Source organism: Amycolatopsis sp. w19, from assembly GCF_051373225.1.
Taxonomy (GTDB): Bacteria; Actinomycetota; Actinomycetes; order Mycobacteriales; family Pseudonocardiaceae; genus Amycolatopsis; species Amycolatopsis japonica.
This window is the reverse complement of sequence record NZ_JBPQFM010000001.1, coordinates 739,174-760,594: the sequence shown is the minus strand read 5'-3', so window position 1 is coordinate 760,594 and position 21,421 is coordinate 739,174. Positions and strand designations below refer to the sequence as shown.

General features: G+C 68.8%; 21 protein-coding genes. 11 read left to right on the top strand and 10 right to left on the bottom strand.

Annotation, left to right across the window (positions count from 1 at the left end):
- The first annotated feature begins 136 nt into the window (after nucleotides 1-136).
- Entirely contained in the window at nucleotides 137-490 is a 354-nt protein-coding gene (locus ACSMFO_RS03430) for an ArsR/SmtB family transcription factor (RefSeq protein WP_436456874.1), read from the top strand.
- A gap of 401 nt (nucleotides 491-891) precedes the next feature.
- Here ACSMFO_RS03430 and ACSMFO_RS03425 read toward each other — a convergent pair whose 3' ends face one another.
- Nucleotides 892-1,848 carry a helix-turn-helix domain-containing protein gene (locus ACSMFO_RS03425; RefSeq protein WP_436456873.1) on the bottom strand — a complete coding sequence of 319 codons (957 nt, stop codon included), beginning with the start codon at nucleotides 1,846-1,848 and terminating at the stop codon, nucleotides 892-894.
- Nucleotides 1,849-1,968: 120 nt separating this feature from the next.
- Here ACSMFO_RS03425 and ACSMFO_RS03420 point away from each other — a divergent pair, with 120 nt between their 5' ends.
- Nucleotides 1,969-2,559: a cysteine hydrolase family protein gene (locus ACSMFO_RS03420; RefSeq protein WP_436456872.1), complete on the top strand. Its 591-nt coding sequence runs from the start codon at nucleotides 1,969-1,971 to the stop codon at nucleotides 2,557-2,559.
- A gap of 70 nt (nucleotides 2,560-2,629) precedes the next feature.
- Nucleotides 2,630-4,369, top strand: coding sequence for a pyruvate dehydrogenase (locus ACSMFO_RS03415; protein ID WP_436456871.1), 1,740 nt, complete (start codon nucleotides 2,630-2,632; stop codon nucleotides 4,367-4,369).
- A 232-nt stretch (nucleotides 4,370-4,601) separates the two neighbouring features.
- Here ACSMFO_RS03415 and ACSMFO_RS03410 read toward each other — a convergent pair whose 3' ends face one another.
- Entirely contained in the window at nucleotides 4,602-5,177 is a 576-nt protein-coding gene (locus ACSMFO_RS03410) for a TetR/AcrR family transcriptional regulator (protein WP_436456870.1), read from the bottom strand.
- Nucleotides 5,178-5,398: 221 nt separating this feature from the next.
- On the opposite strand from ACSMFO_RS03410, the gene ACSMFO_RS03405 reads away from it, so the two are divergent.
- From ACSMFO_RS03405 to ACSMFO_RS03380, 6 genes are all read left to right on the top strand, one after another.
- A complete protein-coding gene (locus ACSMFO_RS03405; protein WP_037338075.1) occupies nucleotides 5,399-5,851 on the top strand; it encodes a (2Fe-2S)-binding protein in 453 nt (150 codons plus the stop codon).
- The gene (locus ACSMFO_RS03400; protein ID WP_436456869.1) at nucleotides 5,838-6,800 is read left to right on the top strand and encodes an FAD binding domain-containing protein; all 963 of its coding nucleotides are present in this window, start codon (nucleotides 5,838-5,840) and stop codon (nucleotides 6,798-6,800) included. The genes ACSMFO_RS03405 and ACSMFO_RS03400 overlap by 14 nt, the downstream gene beginning before the upstream one ends.
- Nucleotides 6,797-8,971, top strand: coding sequence for a xanthine dehydrogenase family protein molybdopterin-binding subunit (locus tag ACSMFO_RS03395; protein WP_436456868.1), 2,175 nt, complete (start codon nucleotides 6,797-6,799; stop codon nucleotides 8,969-8,971). The genes ACSMFO_RS03400 and ACSMFO_RS03395 overlap by 4 nt, the downstream gene beginning before the upstream one ends.
- A 109-nt stretch (nucleotides 8,972-9,080) precedes the next feature.
- Entirely contained in the window at nucleotides 9,081-9,311 is a 231-nt protein-coding gene (locus ACSMFO_RS03390) for a hypothetical protein (protein ID WP_073843210.1), read from the top strand.
- A gap of 212 nt (nucleotides 9,312-9,523) precedes the next feature.
- Nucleotides 9,524-11,149 (top strand): carboxylesterase/lipase family protein, encoded by a 1,626-nt coding sequence (locus ACSMFO_RS03385; RefSeq protein WP_436456867.1) that lies wholly within the window; start codon nucleotides 9,524-9,526, stop codon nucleotides 11,147-11,149.
- A gap of 35 nt (nucleotides 11,150-11,184) precedes the next feature.
- Nucleotides 11,185-12,087 (top strand): SAM-dependent methyltransferase, encoded by a 903-nt coding sequence (locus ACSMFO_RS03380; protein WP_436456866.1) that lies wholly within the window; start codon nucleotides 11,185-11,187, stop codon nucleotides 12,085-12,087.
- Here ACSMFO_RS03380 and ACSMFO_RS03375 read toward each other — a convergent pair.
- Together ACSMFO_RS03375 and ACSMFO_RS03370 are read right to left on the bottom strand one after the other, a co-directional pair.
- Nucleotides 12,066-13,001, bottom strand: a complete 936-nt coding sequence (locus tag ACSMFO_RS03375) for an ornithine cyclodeaminase family protein (RefSeq protein WP_436456865.1) — start codon at nucleotides 12,999-13,001, stop codon at nucleotides 12,066-12,068. The two genes, ACSMFO_RS03380 and ACSMFO_RS03375, sit on opposite strands and share 22 nt — an antisense overlap.
- Before the next feature lie 12 nt (nucleotides 13,002-13,013).
- Complete coding sequence (locus ACSMFO_RS03370; protein WP_436456864.1) at nucleotides 13,014-14,027, bottom strand: proline racemase family protein; 1,014 nt, start codon at nucleotides 14,025-14,027, stop codon at nucleotides 13,014-13,016.
- A gap of 59 nt (nucleotides 14,028-14,086) precedes the next feature.
- On the opposite strand from ACSMFO_RS03370, the gene ACSMFO_RS03365 reads away from it, so the two are divergent.
- Nucleotides 14,087-14,755: a GntR family transcriptional regulator gene (locus tag ACSMFO_RS03365; RefSeq protein WP_436456863.1), complete on the top strand. Its 669-nt coding sequence runs from the start codon at nucleotides 14,087-14,089 to the stop codon at nucleotides 14,753-14,755.
- Here the strand turns inward: ACSMFO_RS03365 and ACSMFO_RS03360 are convergent.
- From ACSMFO_RS03360 to ACSMFO_RS03335, 6 genes are all read right to left on the bottom strand, one after another.
- A complete protein-coding gene (locus tag ACSMFO_RS03360; RefSeq protein ID WP_436456862.1) occupies nucleotides 14,713-15,156 on the bottom strand; it encodes a DUF6389 family protein in 444 nt (147 codons plus the stop codon). The genes ACSMFO_RS03365 and ACSMFO_RS03360 overlap by 43 nt on opposite strands.
- Nucleotides 15,157-15,166: 10 nt before the next feature.
- Entirely contained in the window at nucleotides 15,167-15,970 is an 804-nt protein-coding gene (locus ACSMFO_RS03355) for a metallophosphoesterase (protein ID WP_436456861.1), read from the bottom strand.
- A gap of 33 nt (nucleotides 15,971-16,003) precedes the next feature.
- Entirely contained in the window at nucleotides 16,004-16,480 is a 477-nt protein-coding gene (locus ACSMFO_RS03350; RefSeq protein WP_436456860.1) for a GreA/GreB family elongation factor, read from the bottom strand.
- A gap of 90 nt (nucleotides 16,481-16,570) precedes the next feature.
- Nucleotides 16,571-16,741: a hypothetical protein gene (locus ACSMFO_RS03345; RefSeq protein ID WP_038513393.1), complete on the bottom strand. Its 171-nt coding sequence runs from the start codon at nucleotides 16,739-16,741 to the stop codon at nucleotides 16,571-16,573.
- An 11-nt stretch (nucleotides 16,742-16,752) separates the two neighbouring features.
- Nucleotides 16,753-18,015, bottom strand: a complete 1,263-nt coding sequence (locus tag ACSMFO_RS03340) for an NAD(P)/FAD-dependent oxidoreductase (protein ID WP_436456859.1) — start codon at nucleotides 18,013-18,015, stop codon at nucleotides 16,753-16,755.
- 107 nt (nucleotides 18,016-18,122) lie between these two features.
- Nucleotides 18,123-19,658 carry a PucR family transcriptional regulator gene (locus tag ACSMFO_RS03335; protein ID WP_436456858.1) on the bottom strand — a complete coding sequence of 512 codons (1,536 nt, stop codon included), beginning with the start codon at nucleotides 19,656-19,658 and terminating at the stop codon, nucleotides 18,123-18,125.
- Between the two features lie 173 nt (nucleotides 19,659-19,831).
- Between ACSMFO_RS03335 and ACSMFO_RS03330 the strand changes: the two genes are divergently transcribed.
- Nucleotides 19,832-21,400 carry a discoidin domain-containing protein gene (locus tag ACSMFO_RS03330; protein ID WP_436456857.1) on the top strand — a complete coding sequence of 523 codons (1,569 nt, stop codon included), beginning with the start codon at nucleotides 19,832-19,834 and terminating at the stop codon, nucleotides 21,398-21,400.
- The last annotated feature ends 21 nt before the right edge of the window (nucleotides 21,401-21,421 follow it).

The window sequence follows — 21,421 nt, the reverse complement described above, 5'->3', positions numbered from 1 at the left end:
GGTGCTGCTCAAGAACCGCGAGTTTGTGCCCTGATCGGGTGTGGTCGCGCCCGTTCCGTGTGAGGTGACGTTCGGCCGCCCTTGATCTCGGGCACGATCAGGGAGGTGCGGACGGCTCTGCGGGGAAGGGATGCCGATGAACAGCCCCCTGTATCAGGCGACGGCGGAGTTCTTCAAAACGCTGGGGCATCCCGTCCGGATCCGCGTGCTCGAACTGCTCAGTGAGCGGGACCATCACGTCTCGGAGCTGCTGGCCGACCTCGGTATCGAGCCCGCCAACCTGTCCCAGCAGCTCGCCGTGCTGCGCCGGGCCAACCTGGTGGTGCCGCACAAGGACGGCACGACCGTCTCCTACTCCCTGACCAGTCCGTCGGTCGCCGAGTTGCTCGCCGTCGCGCGCGGGATTCTGACCGGGGTCATTACCGGCCAGCTGGGACTGCTCGACGATCTGCAGAGTTCCATCGGTGCGGATTCGCCCGAATCAGGATGAAAAGCAATTTCGGATATTCACGGCCTCGCTGCGACCGTCATTTGTTTTCGTTGTCGGAATCGGCGTGCTTCCCATTCGATTCGGAATGGTCCTCGCCGTCCCGGGTCCGCCGTGTCTCCTCGACCAAAGAGTCGAAGATGGGGGTTCCGCACAGCTCCACATGGTCCTCCGTCGCGCCGGTCCTCGTGCCCGATCATCTTGCCCCGGAACGGCTTCTTCGATCCAGTTCCGCCGGGCAATGCACTCGATTGAGCTCACCCTCGGGGGTGAGTTATTCATCGATCTGAAAAGCGAAGTGTAGGACATGGCCCTTTCGGCGGCTTCGCCGGGTTTTGCGGAAATGATGATTCCGCTTTCCCGCTGTGTATGAGAAAAGGATTGCTCACTCGTCGCGCGGCTGGTCAGCGCGGGGCGGAGAACTCGACCCGGTAGCGGGTCGGCGTCGTGCCCAGTGCGGTGGCGAAGTGCTCGCGAAGCCGGGCGGGCGTGCCGAAACCGGCCTGTGCGGCCACGGCGTCGACGCCGAGCGAGGTCGTCTCGAGCAGGTGCCGCGCCCGCGCGAGACGTTGCGCGACAAGCCAGTTGTGGACGGTGGTCCCGGTGCGGGCGCGGAACGAGCGGGTGAACGTACTGCGACTCATATGCGCTCGGGCGGCGAGGCCGTCGATGCTGTGCGGCGTGCCCAGGTGGGCTCGCGCCCAGCTCATCACCTCGGCGAGCGGATCCTCGTCCGCGGCGGGTACGGGAAGCTCGATGAACTGGGCCTGGCCGCCGGGACGGTGCGGCGCCGCGACGATCCGGCGGGCGACGCGGTTGGCGACGACCTGCCCTTCCGTGCGGGCGAGCAGGTGAAGACAGGTGTCGATCCCGGCGGTCGCACCGGCGCCGGTCACGACGTCGCCCTCGTCGACGTACAGCTCCTCGGGGCGCAGCTCGACCGATGGGAAGCGCCGCTGGAACGTCTCGATCCATTTCCAGTGGGTCGTCGCGGCGCGGCCGTCGAGGATGCCGGCGTCCGCGAGGGCGAAGACCCCCAGGCAGAGCCCGACGACGAGGGCTCCGCGTTCGTGCGCGGCTCGCAGCGCGGCGGACACGGGCGCGGGCGTCGCGGTTTCCGGGGCGGACCACCACGGCACGACGACGATGTCGGCGTCCGCGAGGGCATCGAGCCCCGCGGAGACGTCGATCGTGTATCCGGCGCTCGTGGTGAGCCTGCCCGGTTCGGTGGCGACGACCGTGAGCGGCCACGGCTCCATGTCGCCAGCCGGGGATTCCGGGCCCCACACCAGCGACGGGACGGCGAGGTGGAACGGGCTGATTCCCTCGAACGCCAGGACGGCCACCCTCGGAGCACTCATCGATCCCTCTTCCCGCGGATGTCGGCCGATCTCGACCCTGCCTGACCCGATTCCGTATCTCGATATCGAATCGGGTCGGACAAGATGGTAGCCGTACCGACAGAAAGCGAAGGAAACACGATGACCAGCACCACTCTCCGCGAAATCAGCACCCTGCCGACGACCCCCGCCGCACTCTCGGACGCGACGGTGATCCTCGTCGACTACCAGAACACCTACACGCGCGGCGTGATGGAGCTCGACGGCTGGGAAGCAGCGCTCGACGAGGCGGCCACGTTGCTGGCGCGCGCCCGATCCGAGGGCGCGACGGTCATTCACGTCATGCACGACGGCGGCGAGGGCAGCCCGTACGACCTCCAGCAGGACATCGGCCGGATCCACGAGCGGGTCGCCCCCGCTCCGGGCGAGGAGGTCGTCGTGAAGACCGCGCCGAACTCGTTCGTCGGAACCCGGCTGGGGGAACTGGTCGACGCCGCCGGGCACCAGGACGTCGTCGTGGCCGGGTTCATGACGCATATGTGCGTCACGTTCACCACGGAAGGCGCGTTCCTGCGCGGGAACAGCCCGACCGTGGTGGCCGCCGCCTGCGCCACGCGTCCGCTCCCGTCCGTCGCCGGTCCGGTGACCGCCGCCGAACAGCACCGCGCGGCGCTCGCCACGATCGGTGATCTCTACGCGGTCGTCGTCGGTTCCTCGGCCGAGCTCGGTTAGGACCTGCGAGGCCGCGCTCGCGCGTGGATCATGAAGGTGTTCCCGCCGCCGAAGCATCGAAGGGGTCCTGATGGCCAAGCCCAACGTCGCCGAGCAGTTCGTCCAAGTCCTGGTTCAGGCCGGGGTGGAGCGGATCTACGGCGTGGTCGGAGACAGCCTCAACCCCATCGTCGACGCCATCCGCCGGACACCGGGTATCGAATGGGTGCACGTGCGCAACGAGGAGGCCGGCGCGTTCGCGGCGGCGGCCGAGGCCCAGCTGACCGGACGGCTCGCGGTGTGCGCCGGCAGCTGCGGTCCCGGCAACACCCATCTGGTGCAAGGACTTTACGACGCGCACCGCACGGGAGCTCCGGTTCTCGCGCTGGCCTCGCATATCCCGTCCGGTCAGATCGGGACCGGGTTCTTCCAGGAGACCCATCCCGAGCGGCTGTTCGTCGACTGCAGCGGCTATTGCGAGCAGATCAGCAGGCCGGCCCAGATGCCGAGGGTGCTGCGGATCGCCATGCAGCACGCGTTGTCCCGCGGCGAAGTGTCGGTGCTGGTGTTGCCTGGCGACGTGGCGCATCTCGACGCCGTCGCGCCCACAGGGAACGGGGTGCCGGTCACCGAGCACGGAACGGTCGTGCCGCCCGAGCCGCAGGTGGCCCGGCTCGCCCAGCTGATCAACGAGGCTGAAACCGTCACGTTGTTCGCCGGTGCCGGGGTGCGTGGCGCGCACGCCGAGGTGATGGAGCTGGCCGGGACCGTGCAGGCGCCGGTCGGCCACAGCCTGCGCGGCAAGGAGTGGATCCAGTACGACAATCCGTTCGACGTCGGAATGAGCGGTCTCCTCGGCTACGGCGCCTGCTACCGGGCCATGAACGACGCGGATCTGCTGGTCCTGCTCGGCACCGATTTCCCTTATGACTCCTTCCTTCCCCAGGCGCGGACCGTGCAGGTCGACCACGACGCGACCCGCCTGGGCCGCCGTACCCCGCTGGAGCTGGCGGTGCACGGCGACGTGCGGGAGACCCTGCGGGCCGTGCTGCCGCTCCTGCGGCGCAAGACCGACCGCACCTTCCTGGACCGGATGTTGCGTGATCACTGCAAGACGCTGGAACAGGTCGTCGACGCCTACACCCGCAACGTCGAACGGCACGTGCCCATCCATCCGGAGTTCGCCGCGGACCTCCTCGACGAACTTGCCGCCGACGACGCGATCTTCACCGTCGACACCGGCATGTGCAACGTGTGGGCGGCCCGGTATCTCACGCCCAACGGGCGCCGCCGGGTCATCGGGTCGTTTCTGCACGGCACCATGGCCAACGCACTGCCGCACGCCATCGGCGCGCAGTTCGCCTACCCGGGGCGCCAGGTCGTGTCGATGTCCGGCGACGGGGGCCTGGGCATGCTGCTCGGCGAACTGCTCACCGTGGCCCTGCACGACCTTCCGGTCAAGATCGTGACGTTCAACAACTCCTCGCTCGGCATGGTGAAGCTGGAGATGCTGGTGGACGGACTTCCCGACTATCAGACCGATCACCGCCCGGTGGACTTCGCCGCGATCGCCAGTGGCGCGGGGCTGCGTGCCGAGCGGGTGACCGATCCGACCCGCCTGCGCGCGGCGCTCAAGGAAGCTTTGAGCCACGACGGCCCCGCGCTGGTGGATGTGGTGACGGACGCGAACGCGCTGTCCGTCCCGCCGCACATCACCGCCGGTCAGCTCGGCGGATTCGCCTTGGCCGCGAGCAAGGTCGTGCTCGAAGGCGGGGTCGGCCGGATGATCGATCTCGCCCGGGCCAACCTCCGCAACATCCCGCGGCCGTGAGACCGCTGCGCCGACTTTGCGCGTGAAGGCCCCAGCTCCAGCAGATATGCCTGTTCGTCACTGATAGTTCGCCGACGACAGATGATGGGTCCGTGAAGGCTCCCTTCACCGCATTAGACGCGGCGAAGGGAGCCTTCACCCCACCACCGACCCGCCCGCGACCACGACACCTTTTCCTTACCGCTCAACAAGTTCTGGCATTGATTCTGAACATGGCGTCCACCGTGGATGGTCAGGCTCGGCCGGTGCCCATCCCGCGCCAGAGCAGGTCGAGGAGGCTCGCGACGTCGCTTCGCCATTCGCCTTTCGGGTCGAGGTAGAGCAGTCCGCCGAGGCCGCGCAGGATGGTCTCGGGCTTCAGATCCGCGCGGACGGTGCCCGCATCGACATTGGCCTGCAGCAAGGTCGAGACAGCCCGGACCATGTCCTGATAGGCGCCCGCCGGCAGCTCTCCGCGTGAGGCTCCCGCGGCGCGCAAGGCGTCGGCCAGGCCGCGTTTGGTCATCATGTAGTGCGCCAGGTGATCGGTCGTCCAGACTCGGAAAGCCTGTTCCGGCGGGTACTTCTCGAGCAGGCTGGGCACGATCTCGACCAGCTGGCGCACCTCGCGCCGGTACACCGCCAGGATGAGGGCTTCCGGGGTGGGGAAGTGCCGGTACACCGTGCCGACGCCGACCTCGGCCTGCTTCGCGATGGCATTGAACGACACTTCACCGGAGCAGGCGAGCGACTTCGCGGCGGTGGCGAGGATGCGCTCGTGGTTGCGCCGGGTGTCCGCACGCCGGGGATTGACCGAACCCGTCGTCATCTGCCCTCCTGTCCACCGATCCCGTTCTCCGTGAATGTAGCCGAGGGAACCGGGAAACCTGGAGCGACTCCAGGAGTGGACACCGACCTTGCCGGGTGGATCGCGATCCGCTAACTTGAATCGAAGCGGATGAATATCCGTTTCGATTCACGAACGGACTCCCACCACCTCAACCTACGCCGTCCTGGCCGCGGCCAGGACGATCTGCGGAAAGAGTTTCAGTGGACATCTCACTCGAAGTCAATGGCAGGACGGAACACCTGAGTGTCGATCCCGGGGTGACCCTGCTGGACACGCTGCGAGAGCGGCTCGCCGTCACGGGTCCGAAGAAGGGCTGCGACAGGGGGCAGTGCGGCGCGTGCACGGTGCACGTCGGCGGACGGCCGGTGCTGTCCTGTCTCACCTTGGCCGCCACCGTGAAACAGCCGGTGACCACGGTCGAAGCACTGTCCACTGAGGACGGTCTGCATCCGGTCCAGCAGGCGTTCGTCGACCAGGACGCCCTGCAGTGCGGATTCTGCACGTCCGGGCAGATCATGTCGGCGGTCGCCGCCGTCGAACAGGACGTCGAGGACGTCCGCGAGTTCATGTCCGGCAACCTCTGCCGGTGCGCGGCGTACCCGAACATCATCGCGGCGGTCGAGCAGGCGAGGAGGGCCGATGCGTCCCTTTGAGCTTCTCGCACCCGAGACCGTCGAGGACGCGGTCGCCTCACCCGGCACCTTCCTCGCGGGCGGCACCACCCTCGTCGACCTGATGAAGCTGAACGTCCTGACTCCGCGACAGGTCCTGGACATCAACGCGGTCCCGCTGCGCGGCATCGACACCACCGACGGCCTGCGCTTCGGCGCGCTGGAGCGGATGGGCGACATCGCCGGACACGCCGGGGTGTACCCGGTGATCTCCCGGGCACTGCTGCTCAGCGCGTCCCAGCAGATCCGGAACATGGCCAGCATCGGCGGGAACCTCATGCAGCGCACACGCTGCTCGTACTTCCGTGACGTCGCCATGCCGTGCAACCGGCGGGTGCCGGGCAGCGGCTGCCCGGCGATCGAGGGCGCCAACCGGATGCACGCCGTGCTGGGCACGAGCGATGCGTGCGTGGCGACCCACGCCAGCGACGTCGCCGTCGCCCTGGTCGCCCTCGACGCGCGGCTCCGGCTGGTCAGCGAGAGCGGGACCCGCACCGTCGACCTGGCCTCGTTCTACCGGCAGCCCGGTGAGACCCCCGAGGTCGAGACCGATCTGCGGCCCGGCGAGCTGATCGCCGAGGTGGTGGTCCCTCGGCTGGACTGGGCGTCGAACTCCACGTACGTCAAGGTGCGTGACAGGCAGTCCTACGAGTTCGCGCTGTGTTCCGCGGCGGTCGCGCTGCGGGTCGAGGACTCGCGCATCGTCGATGCCCGGGTCGCGGCGGGCGGTGTGGCGACCGTGCCGTGGCGGCTGCCGGCCGTGGAGGAGGCCCTGCGGGGTGCGCCCGCGACCGTCACCGCTTTCGAAGCGGCGGCGTCGCTCGCCGCCGAGGGCGCGCGCCCGCTGTCCGCGAACGCGTTCAAGCCGTCGTTGCTGCGGCGGACCATCGTCCGCGCGCTGCTCGAACTGACCGAAGGGAACCGCTCATGACCAGCAGGGTGGACGGGCCGCTGAAGGTCACCGGCCGGGCCGAATACGGGGCGGACTTCTCCTTTCCCGGGCTGGTCCACGGCTACGTCGTACTGAGCACCGTCGCCCACGGTGAGATCGACCTGATGGACGTCACGGCGGCGAAGGAGGCTCCGGGCGTGGTCGGGGTGTACACGCCGTTCGACACGCTGCAGTTGCACACGCCCGCGACGCCGTTCATGGGTGAGACCTGGGTTCCTTTGCAGGACAAGGAAGTCACCTACTACGGCCAGCCGATCGCCTTCGTGGTCGCCGAGACGTACGAGCAGGCGCGCGACGCGGCGATGCTGGTCGAGGTCTTCTATCAGACCCGGCCCGCCCTGACTTCGCTGCAGGACGGCCTCGCCTCGGCCGAAGACGCACCTGACGGGAGGGGCGGGCCGTCGTCCCTCGCGATCCTCGCCGAGGGTGTCGAGTCGATCGAAGACGCGCTCGCGGAGAGTCCGGTGGTCGTCGAGGCCACGTACACCACCGCGACGCAGAACCATGCCGCGATGGAACCGCATTCCGCGGTCGCGGCCTGGGGTGCCGACGGACTCACGATCCACAGCGGCAACCAGGCCTCCGATCTGCAGGCTGCGGAACTGGCGATGGCGCTCGGCGTGGAGCCGTCCGAGGTGCACGCGGTGAACCCGTTCGTGGGCGGTGCGTTCGGCGGCAAGGGACACACGTCCACCCCGGCGTTCCTGGCGGCGGCCGCAGCGAGGGCGCTGGGCAGGCCGGTGAAGGCCGTGCTCAGCCGGGAACAGGTCTTCACCGCGACCGCGGGCCGGGCCGCGACGGTGCAGAAGATCGCCCTCGGCGCCGAACACGACGGCACGCTCAACGCGCTCCAGCACGACTCGTGGTGCAGCACGCCCATGGACCGGTCGTTCGTCGAGCCGACCTCGCACGGCACCTCACGCGAGTGGTACGCCACCCGCAACCTGTCCATCAGCCAGAAGATGGTGCCGCTCAACATCCCGCCGACCACCTTCATGCGGGCACCGGGGGAAGCGCCCGGGTCTTTCGCGCTGGAAAGCGCGATCGACGAACTCGCGGTCGCGCTGCGCATGGACCCGATCGAGCTGCGGCAGCGGAACAACTCGACCGCTCCGCCCGGCAAGGACCTGCAGTGGTCGAGCAAGCATCTCGACGAATGCTTCCGGGTCGGCGCGGAGCGGTTCGGCTGGGCCGATCGCTCACCCGAAGGGCGAACCGACGGCGACTGGCTCGTGGGCATGGGCACGGCCACCGCCATGTTCCCCGCACTGCGATTCCCGGCCACGGTCGAGATCACCCTGCTGCCCGACGACACGGCCGCCGTCGCGACCAGCGGGGCCGACCCCGGCACGGGCCTGCTGACCGTGCTCTCCCTGGTCGGCGGGGAGTCGCTCGACATCTCGCCGGATCGGGTCAAGGCGCGGCTCGGTGACTCGCGCCTGCCGTCCGGAGGTATGTCCGGCGGTTCGACGGCGACCGCGAGCGCCGGGACGGCCATCATGATCGCCGCCGCCAAGGCGATCGACGAACTGCTGGCGCTGGCGTCGGCCCCGGGTGCGCCGTTCGAAGGCATGGAGGTCGCCTACGCGGACGGCCACGTGCAGGCCGGCGAGCGGATGATGACCTTCGGTGAGCTGTTGCGGGCTCTGGACCGGCCGGCGCTGTCCGTGACCGGTTCTTCGGCGCCCGGCGAGGAGCTGACGAAGCATTCGTTCAGCTCGTTCGGCGCACAGTTCTGCGAAGTCCGCGTGCACAGGTGGACGCGCGAGATCCGGGTGTCGCGCATGCTCGGCGTGTTCGACGCCGGCCGGATCATCAACCCGAAGGCGGCGCGAAGCCAGATCATGGGCGGCATGATCTGGGGTGTGTCGGCCGCTCTGCACGAAGGGTTGGAGATCGAGGAGAACGGGCGCTTCGCCAACGGGGATTTCGCGAGCTACCTGATCCCGGTGAACGCGGACATCCCCGAGGTCGACGTCCACTTCGTCGAGTACCCGGACACGTTGCACAACTCGGTCGGCGCGAAGGGGCTCGGCGAGATCGGCACGGTCGGGATGGCGGCGGCGGTCGCGAACGCCGTCCACAACGCCACCGGCATCCGGGTGCGGCACATCCCCATCGTGATCGAGGATCTCCTCGACGAGTCCTAGAAGGGTGTGGAGATTCGGGACACGTCACGTCCCGAATCTCCACGCTCGCGTCCGCCGTACGGCATCATGTCTCCCTGATCGCGTCTTCTCTACGGAATCAGGAACGAGCATGAGCGGCTTCGGCAAATGGAATCTCGGCATCGGTGCCGTCCTGATGGCGGCGGCGGTGCTGTGCTCGAAGCTGGACCTGATCCCCGCCGCGGTGATCGTCGGCATCCTCGGCCTGCTCGGCCTCTGCATCGCGGGTTACGACCTGATCGACGGCTGGTCGGAACGGGCCGACCTGCGCCGCCGGGAAGCCCGTGTCCTCCGCGAACGTGAAGGCCGCCAGGACCACTGAGTTTCGCAGCCTGTCCGTCCGAAGTGGAAAGACCAACCCGGCGAAAGACCATTTCCTCCCTCGATTTGACAATTCCGGCGCGACCGAACGGTGGTTGCGCCGGAATTGGGCGTGGCCAGACTGGAAAGATCGGGACACGGGCAGTGTCGCAGTCGTGCCCGCGCCGGTAGGCCGTTCGTCCCCTCGTGCCGGGCGGGAGTGAAGGAGGACGGATGAGACTCGACAGAAAGGTGGCCGCCGTCGTGGCGGCTGTCGTGCTGATGACGCCGTTGGCAGGCTCGGCGTCCATGGCCGGTGATCTGCGCGAAGCGAAGCAACCCACACCGGCCTGTTCGCCGGGTACCACGGTGGCGACCGACGACGGCCCGGTGTGCGGTGTCGCCGGCGCCGCGGTCACATCGTGGCAAGGGATCCGTTACGCCGCACCGCCGACCGGCGAACTGCGGTGGAAGCCGCCACGGCGGCCCACGCCGTGGACCGAGCCGTTCGTCGCGACCACCGAGGGAAAACAGTGCGCGCAACCGGCAGGTGCGGGGCCGGGCTCGGACGACGAGGACTGCCTCAACCTGACGGTCCGGGTGCCCGCCAAGCGCGGCCCCGGCCCGCTCGCGGTGATGGTGCAGCTCCATGGAGGCGGGTTCCTGCTGTGGAAACCGCAGGACGCGAGCCGCCTGGTGACCGCGGGCGACGTCATCAGCGTGGAGGTCAACTATCGGCTGGGGATCTTCGGTTTCCTGGCCCACGAGGCGTTCGGCGCGCAGGCCGGGAACTACGGACTGCAGGATCAGCAGGCCGCGTTGCGCTGGGTGCAGCGCAACATCTCGCGGTTTGGCGGCGACCCCCGTAACGTGACGATCTACGGTGCTTCCGCCGGCGGGTCGAGCGTCTGCGCCCACACGATTTCGCCCGCCTCGGCGGGGTTGTTCCAGCGCGGTATCAGCGAAAGCGGCGAGTACAACTCGCTGCTCGGCGTCGACACCGTGTGGCAGGCGCAGGACTGCAAAGCGAAGCTGCCCACCGAAGCACAGGCTCAGCGCACTGGGGCACGGTTCGCCGCGGCCGTCGGCTGCGGCGACGTCGCCGCAGCTGCCGCCTGCCTGCGTAAGACGCCTGCCGCGGTGTTGCTCAAGCAGGCGGATCACGGGAGGAACCCCGACAACGGGACGGTCGCGCCGACCGTGGACGGGAAGACCTTGCCGATGTCGCCAGGGGAGGCCTTCGCCACCGGGCGCGTCAACGACGTCGCGCTGATGCACGGCGTCGCCCGCGACGAGACACAGTTGCCGTCCGCCTCGACTCCGGCCGACTACGAGAAACTGGTGCGCCAGCAGTACGGCAAGCACGCCACCGCGGTCCAACGCCTCTATCCGCTGACCCGGTTCCCCGCGCCCGCGCCGTTCCTCGCCTTCCGGACGATCGTGGCCGACTCCAACTCGGTCTGCCCTTCGATGCTCAACAACGAACGGCTGGCCGAACACATCCCGGTCTTCGCCTACCAGATGGACGATACGGACGTCCCGCCGCAGTTCTTCCTTGATCCCACCAAACCGAACGGCGCCTACCACATCGCCGAATGGCTCCTGCTGTTCCCGGACGGCGTCGAACTCGCGCCGAATCAGCAGGTCCTGTCCGACCAGCTCGTCGCGCAGTGGACCGGGTTCGCCCGCACCGGTGACCCGACCGTGGACGGCACTCCTCGTTGGGATCGCTACACCGCCGAGAACCCCGTCGTCATGTCGCTCAACGCCGCGGGGGACAGCAGGCTCACGACCGACATCCCGCGTCAGCATCATTGCGGATTCTGGAAGAAGCTGACCCCGTTCACCGAAGGACGCTGACGGACGATAATCCGGGAAAGTCCACGGGGAGGATCATGTCCACCAGGCACGACGGAGACAGCTGGGATCTGGCCTCCAGCGTCGGCACGACCGCGACCATGGCCGCGACGGCGCGGGCGATGGCCACGCGCGCGGATCGTTCGCTCATCGACGACCCGTTCGCCGAACCCCTCGTCCGGGCGGTGGGCGTCGGCTCCCTCACCCGCCTCGCGTCGGGTGAAACCGCCCCCGGCGAACTCGTCGAGCAGGTGTGGATCGACGTCGCCAAGGTCCGCACCAGGTTCTACGACGAGTTCTTCCTCGACGCCACCGAAGCCGGGATCGCGCAGGTCGTGATCCTGGCTTCGGGGCTGGATTCCCGGGCGTACCGGTTGCCCTGGCCTGCCGGGACCGTGGTGTACGAACTCGACCAGCCGCAGGTCATCGAGTTCAAGACACGCACGCTGGCCGAACTGGGCGCGGAGCCCACCGCCGACCGGAGGGCGGTCGCGGCCGACCTCCGCGCCGACTGGCCCGGTGCCTTGAGCGCCGTCGGTTTCGATTCCGCTCTGCCGACGGCGTGGAGCGCCGAAGGCCTTCTCGGCTACCTGCCACCCGAGGCGCAGGACGACCTGCTGGACCGCATCACCGAGCTCAGCGCACCGGGAAGCCGCGTGGCCACCGAAAGCAGGCCGAACCCCCGGCCGGGCGAGGAAGCCGAGACGAAGGAACGCCTGAACCGCATGTCCGAACGCTGGCGGGAGCACAGCGTCGACACCGACATGGCGAGGCTGCGTTACTTCGGCGAACGCAACGAGGCCGGTCCGTACCTGGCCGATCGAGGCTGGACGCTGACCGGAATCACCATCCGGGAACTGTTCGCCGTCAACGGTCTGCCCGCGTTGACGGACGACGGCATGCGGATGGGGGACATGCGCTACGTCAGCGGGATCCTCTGACTTGCCTGCCTGGCAGCGAGAAGACGCGCGATCGCCCAGTCCTGCATGGCCACGCCGACGGACTTGAAGACCGTGCGGCCTCCCGGCTTCACGACGCCGTCGGTCAGCGCGGTACCCAGTTCGATGAGGTCGGACTCGGTGATGGCCCCCGCCGCGAGAGCGTGGATGATCTCCCCGGACTCCTCGAGGATCGCGTCTCGTTCGTCGATGACGACGGTCGCGTCGGCGAGCAGTTCGTCGGGCAGTTCTCGCATGGTGGGGCGGTACGCGCCGATGGCGTTGACGTGCGCGTGTTCGGCCAGCGATTCGAGGGAGAACAGGGGTTCGGTGGACGTCGTCGCGCAGCAGACGATATCCACGTCCCGAACGGCCTCGTCGGCATCGGTGAGGACGACGGCGCTGATGTCCAGCTCCGCGCCGAGTGCCTTGCCGAGCGCTTCCGCGCGTTCGAGTCCGCGGCTGACGATCCTGAGCTCGGTCAGCGGCCGGACGGCGTGCACGGCGCGGATCTGGTCGGCCGCCTGCCCACCCGCGCCGATGAGGGTGCACGTCTTCGCTTCCGGCCGGGCCAGCAGATCGGTCGCGACGCCGGTGATGGCGCCGGTGCGGATGCGCGTCACCTCGATGGCGTCGGCGACGAGCTGACGGCTGTGGCCGAGTTCGCTCCAGACGACGGTGCCGGCGATGGCCGGGTCGCGGTCGAAATCGAGGCTCAAGGTCTTGATCATCGCCGACGCGGTCGGACGGTGGTGCGCTGACATCACGAGGAATCCGCCGTCGCGCAACACGGTTCGCGTCGGCATTTCGAACTCTCCGCGGTGCAGGGCGAGAACCCCGTCCCGGACGGCGTTGATCGCGGCGGGCATGGACACAGCGGACCGGATCTCGTCCGGGCCGAAGGTCACGACGTCCACGAATCCTCCTTGTCAGCGCAGTACGAAGCCCGGGACCAGGTCGTCGTCGGGGTCCACGACGAACCGGTGGTGACCGGTGCGGAACGCGCGGCCGGTCACGATGGGCAGCACCGCGTTCCGGCCGGCGACCACGGTCGTGTCCGCGATCCGGGCGGACCACGTCGAACCGACGATCGACGAGTGGACGAGGGTGCCTTCCGTCGCCAGCCGTCCGGACGAGTGCAGAGCCGCGACGCGGGAGGCGGTCCCCGAACCGCAGGGCGACCTGTCCACCTGCCCGTCGGCGAAGACGGTCACATTGCGCTGGTGGACGTCTCCGTCCTCGTCGCCGAGTTCGTCGAAGAAGATCACGCCGTAGACGCCGCTGAGACGCGGATCGAGCGGGTGCTCGGCGTACGCGGTCGCGTTGATCTCGTTCTTGATCTCCCGCCCCAGTGTGATCAATTCGGGTAGCGAGGCCTTGTCGACGGAGAGGCCGAAGGTCGCCGCCGTCACGTGGGCGTAGATCGCGCCGCCGAACCCGATCGTGCACGAGGCGGCGCCGCGTGAGGTCTCCACGATGACCTCGTCATGGAGCAGGTAGCCGGCGACGCTGACGAAGTCGACCGCGGTGACCTTCGATTCGGCCGTGGAGACCCGCGCGGTCACCCGTCCGGACGGAACGTCGATCACGACGTCGGTGACGCCGCTGGGATCGGCGAGCACCAGCCCGGTCTGGACCGCCCAGGTGCCCAGGCACATGGTGCCGTGGCCGCACGCGGCGGAGAAGCCGTCCTTGTGCCAGAAGAGAACGCCGAAATGGGCGCCCGGATCGTCCGGCGCCACGATGAAACCGCCGTACATGTCGGCGTGCCCGCGAGGCTCGGAGCAGAGCAGCTGCCGCAATCCGTCGACCTCGGGATCGACGGCGGCCGCGACGCGCTTTTCCGCGACCGTCGCTCCGGCCGGCCCGGCCATCGCCGTGACGATCCTGAACGGTTCGCCACCGCAGTGGTAATCCACCGCCTCGACCCCATCGTCTGTCATGGTGAACGAACGTAACATGTGACATTGTACTGAGACAACGCCTGGTGAAGGGGTCGATGATGGGTGCGGTCGAAGGACTGTCGTCGATCGGTGGTCGTCGCAACCTGCGCGACGAGGTCATCGAGAACCTTCGCGGTGCGGTGATCTCCGGCGAGATGCGCCCCGGTGTCGTCTACTCGGCGCCCACGCTGGCCGAACAGTTCGGTGTGTCCGCGACGCCGGTGCGGGAGGCGATGCTCGACCTCGTCAAGGAAGGGCTCATGGAAACCGTGCGCAACAAGGGTTTCCGGGTCACCGAGCCATCCGAACACGAACTCGACGACTTCACCGAGCTGCGTGCCCTCATCGAGGTACCCACCGTGCGCCGCATCGCCGAGACGGGCGTCGACACCGACGCTCTGAAGCGACTCCGCGAGCTCGCGGCCGGGATCGAGCGCGCTTCCGTCGAGCAGGACCTGATCGGGCACGTCAGATTCGACATGGAGTTCCATCTCGCGCTGCTGGGACTGGCAGGCAACGAACACCTCGTCGAAATCGTCCGGTCGCTGCGTGCCCGATCACGGATCTACGGCCTCAAGGTCCTGGCCGAACGCGGACAGCTCGTCGCCTCGGCGCGCGAACATGCCGAACTCGTCGAGCTCGTCGAGGCCCGTGACGCCGACGGTGCGGAGGCGCTGATGCGTCGTCACATCGGGCATGTCCGCGGTATCTGGGCGGCCGAGCCGTAGCCGTCCGGGCAGGAGACCTCCACCGGAATCGACGGCTGCGGGTCGAACGTCCGGGCCCAGACCGAGTCGAGCCACTCGACGACCGTGTCCACGATGAGGTCCGCCGAAAGGCCTCGTGGGAGCGGCGGTACGTCGGGTTCCCAGCCTGTCTCGTGGTGGACGACGCCGAACAGGTGGCGGTGCTCGTCGATCGGTTTGTTGAGGACATAGGGGTCCGGGCCCTCGAACCGGGCCCAGACATCGAAAGTGCCCTCGCCGTCCTGGTCGGGGAACACCTCGATCCGCACGCTCTCGACCCTGTCGCCGATCGCTCCGACGATCACCCTCAGCCGCGCGGCGACGTCGTCGGAATGCGCGTCGAGGACGCGGCGAAGTCGGCGGCGGTACTCGTCTTGGTCCACACAGGACAATCTAGCGTCGGCTCGGTGTCGTGACGTGGGCGTCGTCGAGGATGAGCGGTCGCCACTCGTCGGCACCAGTGCGGCCGTGCCCCGGATCGATACCGGTGAACACACGCCCTCCGATCCGTACGCGAACGTGGCGGGCCCGCCAGTCGACCGTCGTACGGTGCCGGATCCGGCCCGCACATCGCCAGGTCCGCTCGGCGAACCGCACGACCGTGGAGTGCCCGTGGACCTGGCCGAACGGTACGACGCCGAAGTAGCCCATCCACGGTTCGTGCAAGGCCGCTCCCGATTCGGCCCACAAGGGCCCTGCGTCCTCGTCGCGGCCGTGTTCGCCTCTTTCCCAGATCAAGTCCGGGCGCTCATTGAGGATCGCCGCGGCTTCCGTCGCCGACGTCGGTCCTCCCAGACGCTGCCAGCAGGCGAGCGTCAGACCCGCGTGCGTGACCAGAAGTTCTTCGCCGTCGGCGGTCCGTACCGCCTCGGCCACCCGCAACCGGCCGTCGGCCCACCACTCCCGCAACCTGGTGACGTCGTCTTCCGGTAAGGGCTCGCGCCAGAAGATCTCTCCGCCCGGCAGGTACTGCGTCTCGTGGTTCCCGGCGAGCTGAATCCATTGCCGGTCCTCCAGCAGTTTCCCCGCGATGTCGAGCACCCCCGCGCTGTCGGGGCCGCGATCGACGAGATCGCCGACCTGGATCACGGTGAGCTCGGGTGGGAGTCGTTCCGAGGTCACGCCGAGCCAGGCCAGGGCCCGGCGCAGCTGATCCGGATGCCCGCCGACATCGCCGATGAGGGCGACTTTCCCCATACGCACTCCCCAAGCCGGTCGTCAGGACCCAGGTTACGGAATCTCGCGCCGGCGCACTCCAGCCTCCCGATGCCGCCCGTAAGGCTTGGCGTCCAGCAACGTGACGTGGACCGACCCGCCGCTCGGCACGAGATATTCCCGCCGGTCACCCGGTTTCGCGCCGTGCAGCGCGCGACCGAGCGGCGAATCGGGCGAGTAGACCTCCAGGGCGCCGTGTCCCGCCTCGTCGCGGGTGCCGAGCAGGAAGGTCTCGGTGTCACCGTCGTCGTACCGGACGGTGAGCACCATGCCGGGCTCGGCGATCCCGTCGTCGGGTGGATCCTGTCCGACGACGGCGCCGCGCAGCATGTCCTCGATCTGCCGGATCCGTGCCTGGCGGTGGGCGTTGTGCGTGATTTCGTCGTCGCCGTACCGGTCGTCGGTGCCGGGGCGCCGCAACGTCGCGAGCTCCCGCATCAGCCGAGCGTGCGCTTCCTTGGTCAGCCAAGGGCCTGACGAGACGGTGGACATGGTGGTGATCGCCTTTCGGTGGATACGTCTGTGAGGGCCGGGCGCGGAAAGGACCCGGCCCCCACAGACCTTCGGTGAGTCCCGCGTCGGTCAGCGGGTCTCTGGTTCACGGGACCGCCGCTGGAAGGCGCCCGCGTCGGTGGCGAACCCGATCGCGGCCTTCAGCAGAAGGTCCTTCTCGGTGCGCAGCAGGGCGTTCTCGGCGCGGAGCCGGTCCACTTCGGACTGTTCGCCCGGTGGGGTTTCTTTCTCTGGGAGCATTTCCGTCCGAATCAGCGAAGGGGGTCGAAGGGCCGCAGCGCCTCCGGCTGTTTGCCGGTGGTGATGTGCTCGGCCAGAAGGCGTCCGGTGATCGGGCCGTGGGTCAGTCCCCACATCCCGTGCCCGCCCGCGACGTAGAGCCCTGGTGTGCTGGTCGCGCCGATCACGTGCCGCCCGTCGGTGGTGACGGGGCGGGAGCCGACCCATTCGTCCGTGCGCCGCTCCCAGTCCAGGCCCGTGAGGTACGGCCGCGCCGAGGCGATGATCGCGGCGATCCTGGCCGGATCCAGGCGAGCGTCCGGTTTCCGGAACTCCATCGTCCCGGCCACGCGGAGCCCTCCGCGGTACGGCGTGCACGCCACGCGGATGTCCGGCAGGTAGAGCGGTCCGGGCACCGGTTCGTCGGTCGGCACGGTGAAGGAGTAGCCGCGCCCGGCCCGCACGGGGACCTTGACGCCCCACTTGCGGCCCAGATCTCCGAGCCAGGCCCCGGTCGCCAGCACGACCGCGTTGGCGTTCACCGTCTGCCCCGTCTTCGAGCGCACGCTGAGCGCGTGACGGTACGCGCGCAGGGAAGCGACCTCGAACTTGTGGCGGATCGTCCCGCCCCGGCTCACCACCGACCGTGCCAGCGACTCGACGAACCGGCCCGGATCCACGTAGCGCTGCCCGTCGATCCGGACACCGGCGCCGAGCCTGGCCGTGGCCTGGGGGAACCGCTCGGCGAGGTCGGCCGCGGTGAGGCGGGTGTAGGAAATGCCCTGTCCCACTTCCTCGATCCGCCGCAGTTCGCCGATCAGGCCGGCGGCGTGGTCGGCGGTCTCGAACGCCGCCGTGATCGGCGCTTCGATGGTCGGCGCGTCCACGCCGTTCGTGGTGAGGACGTCGAACGCTTCCAGGCATTCGTCGTTCAGCGGTGCGTTCGCCTCGACCGCGCGGGTCCACGACCGGCCGGTGCAGTTCGCGGCGAACCGGGCGAGGAACGACCACAGCCGCGGATCGGGTGACGGCGGAACGTGCAGCGGCGCCTGCCGGTCCAGCAGCGTCCGCAGTCCGTAGCGCAGTACACCGGGTTCGTTGAGCGGGATCGAGAGCCCGGGGGAGAGCCAACCGGCGTTGCCCCACGACGCGCCCGCCGCGATACCCGCGCGGTCGACCACCGTGACACTGACGCCGCGTTCCTGCAGGAACCACGCGGCCGACAGGCCGACCACGCCGGCTCCGATCACGATCGCCGAACGCGGTCCGCCGTCGATCCGGTCGAGATCGCCCATGAGTTCCTCCGCTACGAGTGGTGCTGTCGCGGTCAGGATGGCTCGGATTCAGGCGGTGTCGATTGTCCGGATCCGACAACCTGGGCGGATCGTTTTGGCCGGAACGGTCAAGGGGCGGGGTCGGACACGGCCAGCTCGATGATCATCGCCAGCCGTTTCGCGGGCTGGTCGAGGCGCAGTTCGGTCACTTCGGCCATCTTCCGGAGCCGGTAGCGGATCGTGTTGGGGTGCACCTCCAGCCGCTCGGCGGCCTCCGCGAGATCCCCCTGCGCCTCGAGCCAGGCGCGCAACGTCGCGACGTAGCTGGTGGCGTTCGCGCTGTCGTACCGCCGGAGCTCGGTGATCGGGCCGCGGGCGGGTGCCCGGCCGGACGCGGCGGCGGCCCGCAGCCGTTGCACCAGGATGTCGTCCCAGGCCTCGTCGTAGGCGATCGCGGATTTCGTGCCGGGACGCACGCCGTGCAGCGCGAGACATTCGTCGGCTTCCAGCCTGCTGGCGGGCAGCTCGGCCGACGTCGCACCCGCCCCGATGCCGGCGAGCATCGTCACCTGCCGGGGCAGCGCCTCGCGGATCGAACCGACCCACGCCCTGGCCGCCTCGACGTCGTCCCCGGGCAGGACGGTGTAGACGGTGTTGCTGAACAGCGTGCTGCGGCCGGGGCGTGACCAGCCGAAACCGGTGGTCGCCCGCTCGAACGCGAGCAGCAGCGCGGCATGGCGCTCGTCGCCGATATGGGCCTGCAGCGCGATCACCCGGAACCGTCCGGGCGGGAGGCCGAGCCTGCTGAGCACGGCCGCCGCGTCCGGTGTGCCCTCCACCAGCCGGATCACCAGATCGGATTCGACCTGCCGCTCCAGATCCGCGCTCGCCCGTGAGCGCAGCAGGTGCAGGCCGACCGTGCGCGAGCTGTCCCGCAGGACCGCCCGCCGGGCGTCGGAGAGCGGACGGTCGCATTCCACCCAGATCGAACCCAGCAGCTCGCGGCCCGCGCGGACCGCGACGACCATGCGTCCGGTCAGCCCGTGCTCGGGATCGGCCTCGACGAACAGCGGCTCGTCGGATTCGGCGAGGTGGCGGAACACGCCCCGCCGTTCGAACAGTTCGCGGACCGGCTCCGGGACCAGCCTGCCCAGGATCGTCTCCAGCCGTGCCCGGTCGGCCAGATGCTGGCGGCTGGAGTAGGCGAGGACGCGGGACAGCCGGTCTTCGATGGTCACCGCGCTGCCGAGCGCGTCCGCCAGGCTGTCGGCGAGCGCGAACAGGTCGGTCGGCCCGCGGCCCGACTCGGTCTCGCGGCCCTCCAGCACGAGGCCGTAGACCACGCCGGCGAGCTGTCCCCAGGACACGTCCGGGTCCACCAGCAGCACCGCGACGCCGCCGCGTTCCGCCCGTTCGGCCGCCTCCGGATCCGGCGATGAGCCGCGGACCAGGACGACGGAGGCCTGTGCGGCCGCGGCCAGCTCGACGGCGGCCGTGACCGACTCCGCGCCGACGGCGAGATACACGTCCCCGCGCAGGTCGCGGGGGTCGGCGGGGTCGTGCATGACCACGTCGCGCAAGGCCGCCTCGCGCGACACCGGGCAGCACCACAACCGCGCCCCGTATCCACCGAGGACGTTCACGAGCCGATCCAGCGTCACCATGGCCGCGACCCTGCCATCAAATGGTGCCGGGCACCGCGCGATCACCCGTTGACTGTGAGTTTAAGAACCTTTTACACTGCGATCGTTAGGAAACTTACTTAACTAAGCGACTCCGGCTGACAGTCGCCGCCCACCGCCGGTACTCGCCGACTCCGCAACGTCGAGGAGTTCGCATGAAACGGAGAACACCCCTGGCCGGTGTCGCGGTGGCGACCCTGGCCCTGCTGGGGCAGACCTTGATTTCGTCGGGTACCACCGCGCAAGCGGAATCCCTGCTGTCGGCGGGCAAGCCGACGACCACGTCGTCGGTCGAGGCCGCCGAATTCGGTGGTGGCAACGCGGTCGACGGCAGCACCACGACCAGATGGGCCAGCGAGGAAGGGGTCGATCCGCAATGGATCGCCGTCGACCTCGGCGGGACCTCGACCGTCACCAAGGTCAAACTGAACTGGGAAGCCGCCTACGCCAAGACCTACAAGATCCAGGGCTCGGCCGACGGCCGGACCTGGACCGACATCAAGTCGGTCACCGGCGGGAACGGCGCCATCGACGAACACCTGGGCCTCAACGCGTCCGCGCGCCACATCCGTATCCACGGCACGGCCAGGGGAACGTCGTACGGCTATTCGTTGTGGGAGCTGGAAGTCTACGGTGACCGCTCCGGCAGCGGAGACACGCAGGCACCGACGGCGCCGACCGGTCTCGCCGCGACGGGCACCACCACCAACAGCGTCTCACTCGCCTGGACCGCGTCCACTGACAACGTCGGGGTCACCGAGTACGAGGTGCTCCGCGACGGGAACGTCGTCGGAACCACGGCGACGACCACCTACACCGACTCCGGGCTGGCATCCGGAGCGGAGTTCGGCTACTCGGTGCGGGCACGGGACGCGGCCGGGAACGTCTCCGCGGCGAGTTCGGTGGTCAAGGCCTCCACCCAGCCCGGCGGAACCGGTCCCATCACCATCGCGGTCGGGGGTGACATCGCCAACCCCGAGCTGTTCTCGACGCATCAGGCGACCGCGAACCAGGTCGCCAGGATGAACCCGCAGTACGTGCTGACCGTCGGGGACAACCAGTACCACAAGGGCACCATTTCCGAGTACCGCGCCCATTACGACAAGACATGGGGCAAGTTCAAGAGCATCACCAAGCCCACGACGGGCAACCACGAATGGGACGATCAGCTCAGGGGGTACAAGGAGTACTTCGGCGCGATCGCGTACCCGAAGGGCTTGCCGTACTACAGCTACGACATCGGCGAGTTCCACTTCGTCGCGATGGACTCGAACCCGATCTACGGCGGCGGTGGTTCCGAGCAGGTGGCCTGGCTGCGCGACGACCTGGCGAAGAACACCAAGGCCTGCGTCATCGGGTACTGGCACCACCCGCGGTTCAACTCGGGCGAATACGGCGACAAGAAGCAGATCGCGCCGTTGTGGAACGAGCTGGCCAAGGTGAAGGCGGACATGGTGATGTCCGGGCACGACCATCACTACGAGCGGACGAAGCCGCTGGACGTCAACGGGCACGTCGACGAGGCCAACGGCGTGCGTTCGGTCATCACCGGTATCGGCGGGGACTACCTCTACACGAACTACAAGGAACGTGAAGGGGTGGAGAAGATCTTCGCCAAGCACGGCGTCATGAAGCTGATGCTGAACGGGAAGTCCTACTCCTGGGAGATCGTCGACACCAACGGGAACGTGCTCGACAAGGCGGGTCCGTACACCTGCCGCTGACAGCCGGGGTCCGGTGCCGTC

Coding starts and splice junctions, on each gene's coding strand:
- ACSMFO_RS03355 (WP_436456861.1), bottom strand. CDS start 15,970: ATGGGGAAAGTCGCCCTCATCGGCGATGTCGGCGGGCATCCGGATCAG.
- ACSMFO_RS03365 (WP_436456863.1), top strand. CDS start 14,087: ATGGGTGCGGTCGAAGGACTGTCGTCGATCGGTGGTCGTCGCAACCTG.
- ACSMFO_RS03425 (WP_436456873.1), bottom strand. CDS start 1,848: ATGAGTGCTCCGAGGGTGGCCGTCCTGGCGTTCGAGGGAATCAGCCCG.
- ACSMFO_RS03395 (WP_436456868.1), top strand. CDS start 6,797: ATGACCAGCAGGGTGGACGGGCCGCTGAAGGTCACCGGCCGGGCCGAA.
- ACSMFO_RS03380 (WP_436456866.1), top strand. CDS start 11,185: ATGTCCACCAGGCACGACGGAGACAGCTGGGATCTGGCCTCCAGCGTC.
- ACSMFO_RS03415 (WP_436456871.1), top strand. CDS start 2,630: ATGGCCAAGCCCAACGTCGCCGAGCAGTTCGTCCAAGTCCTGGTTCAG.
- ACSMFO_RS03385 (WP_436456867.1), top strand. CDS start 9,524: ATGAGACTCGACAGAAAGGTGGCCGCCGTCGTGGCGGCTGTCGTGCTG.
- ACSMFO_RS03340 (WP_436456859.1), bottom strand. CDS start 18,015: ATGGGCGATCTCGACCGGATCGACGGCGGACCGCGTTCGGCGATCGTG.
- ACSMFO_RS03370 (WP_436456864.1), bottom strand. CDS start 14,027: ATGACAGACGATGGGGTCGAGGCGGTGGATTACCACTGCGGTGGCGAA.
- ACSMFO_RS03330 (WP_436456857.1), top strand. CDS start 19,832: ATGAAACGGAGAACACCCCTGGCCGGTGTCGCGGTGGCGACCCTGGCC.
- ACSMFO_RS03335 (WP_436456858.1), bottom strand. CDS start 19,658: ATGGTGACGCTGGATCGGCTCGTGAACGTCCTCGGTGGATACGGGGCG.
- ACSMFO_RS03390 (WP_073843210.1), top strand. CDS start 9,081: ATGAGCGGCTTCGGCAAATGGAATCTCGGCATCGGTGCCGTCCTGATG.
- ACSMFO_RS03430 (WP_436456874.1), top strand. CDS start 137: ATGAACAGCCCCCTGTATCAGGCGACGGCGGAGTTCTTCAAAACGCTG.
- ACSMFO_RS03420 (WP_436456872.1), top strand. CDS start 1,969: ATGACCAGCACCACTCTCCGCGAAATCAGCACCCTGCCGACGACCCCC.
- ACSMFO_RS03350 (WP_436456860.1), bottom strand. CDS start 16,480: ATGTCCACCGTCTCGTCAGGCCCTTGGCTGACCAAGGAAGCGCACGCT.
- ACSMFO_RS03400 (WP_436456869.1), top strand. CDS start 5,838: ATGCGTCCCTTTGAGCTTCTCGCACCCGAGACCGTCGAGGACGCGGTC.
- ACSMFO_RS03345 (WP_038513393.1), bottom strand. CDS start 16,741: ATGCTCCCAGAGAAAGAAACCCCACCGGGCGAACAGTCCGAAGTGGAC.
- ACSMFO_RS03410 (WP_436456870.1), bottom strand. CDS start 5,177: ATGACGACGGGTTCGGTCAATCCCCGGCGTGCGGACACCCGGCGCAAC.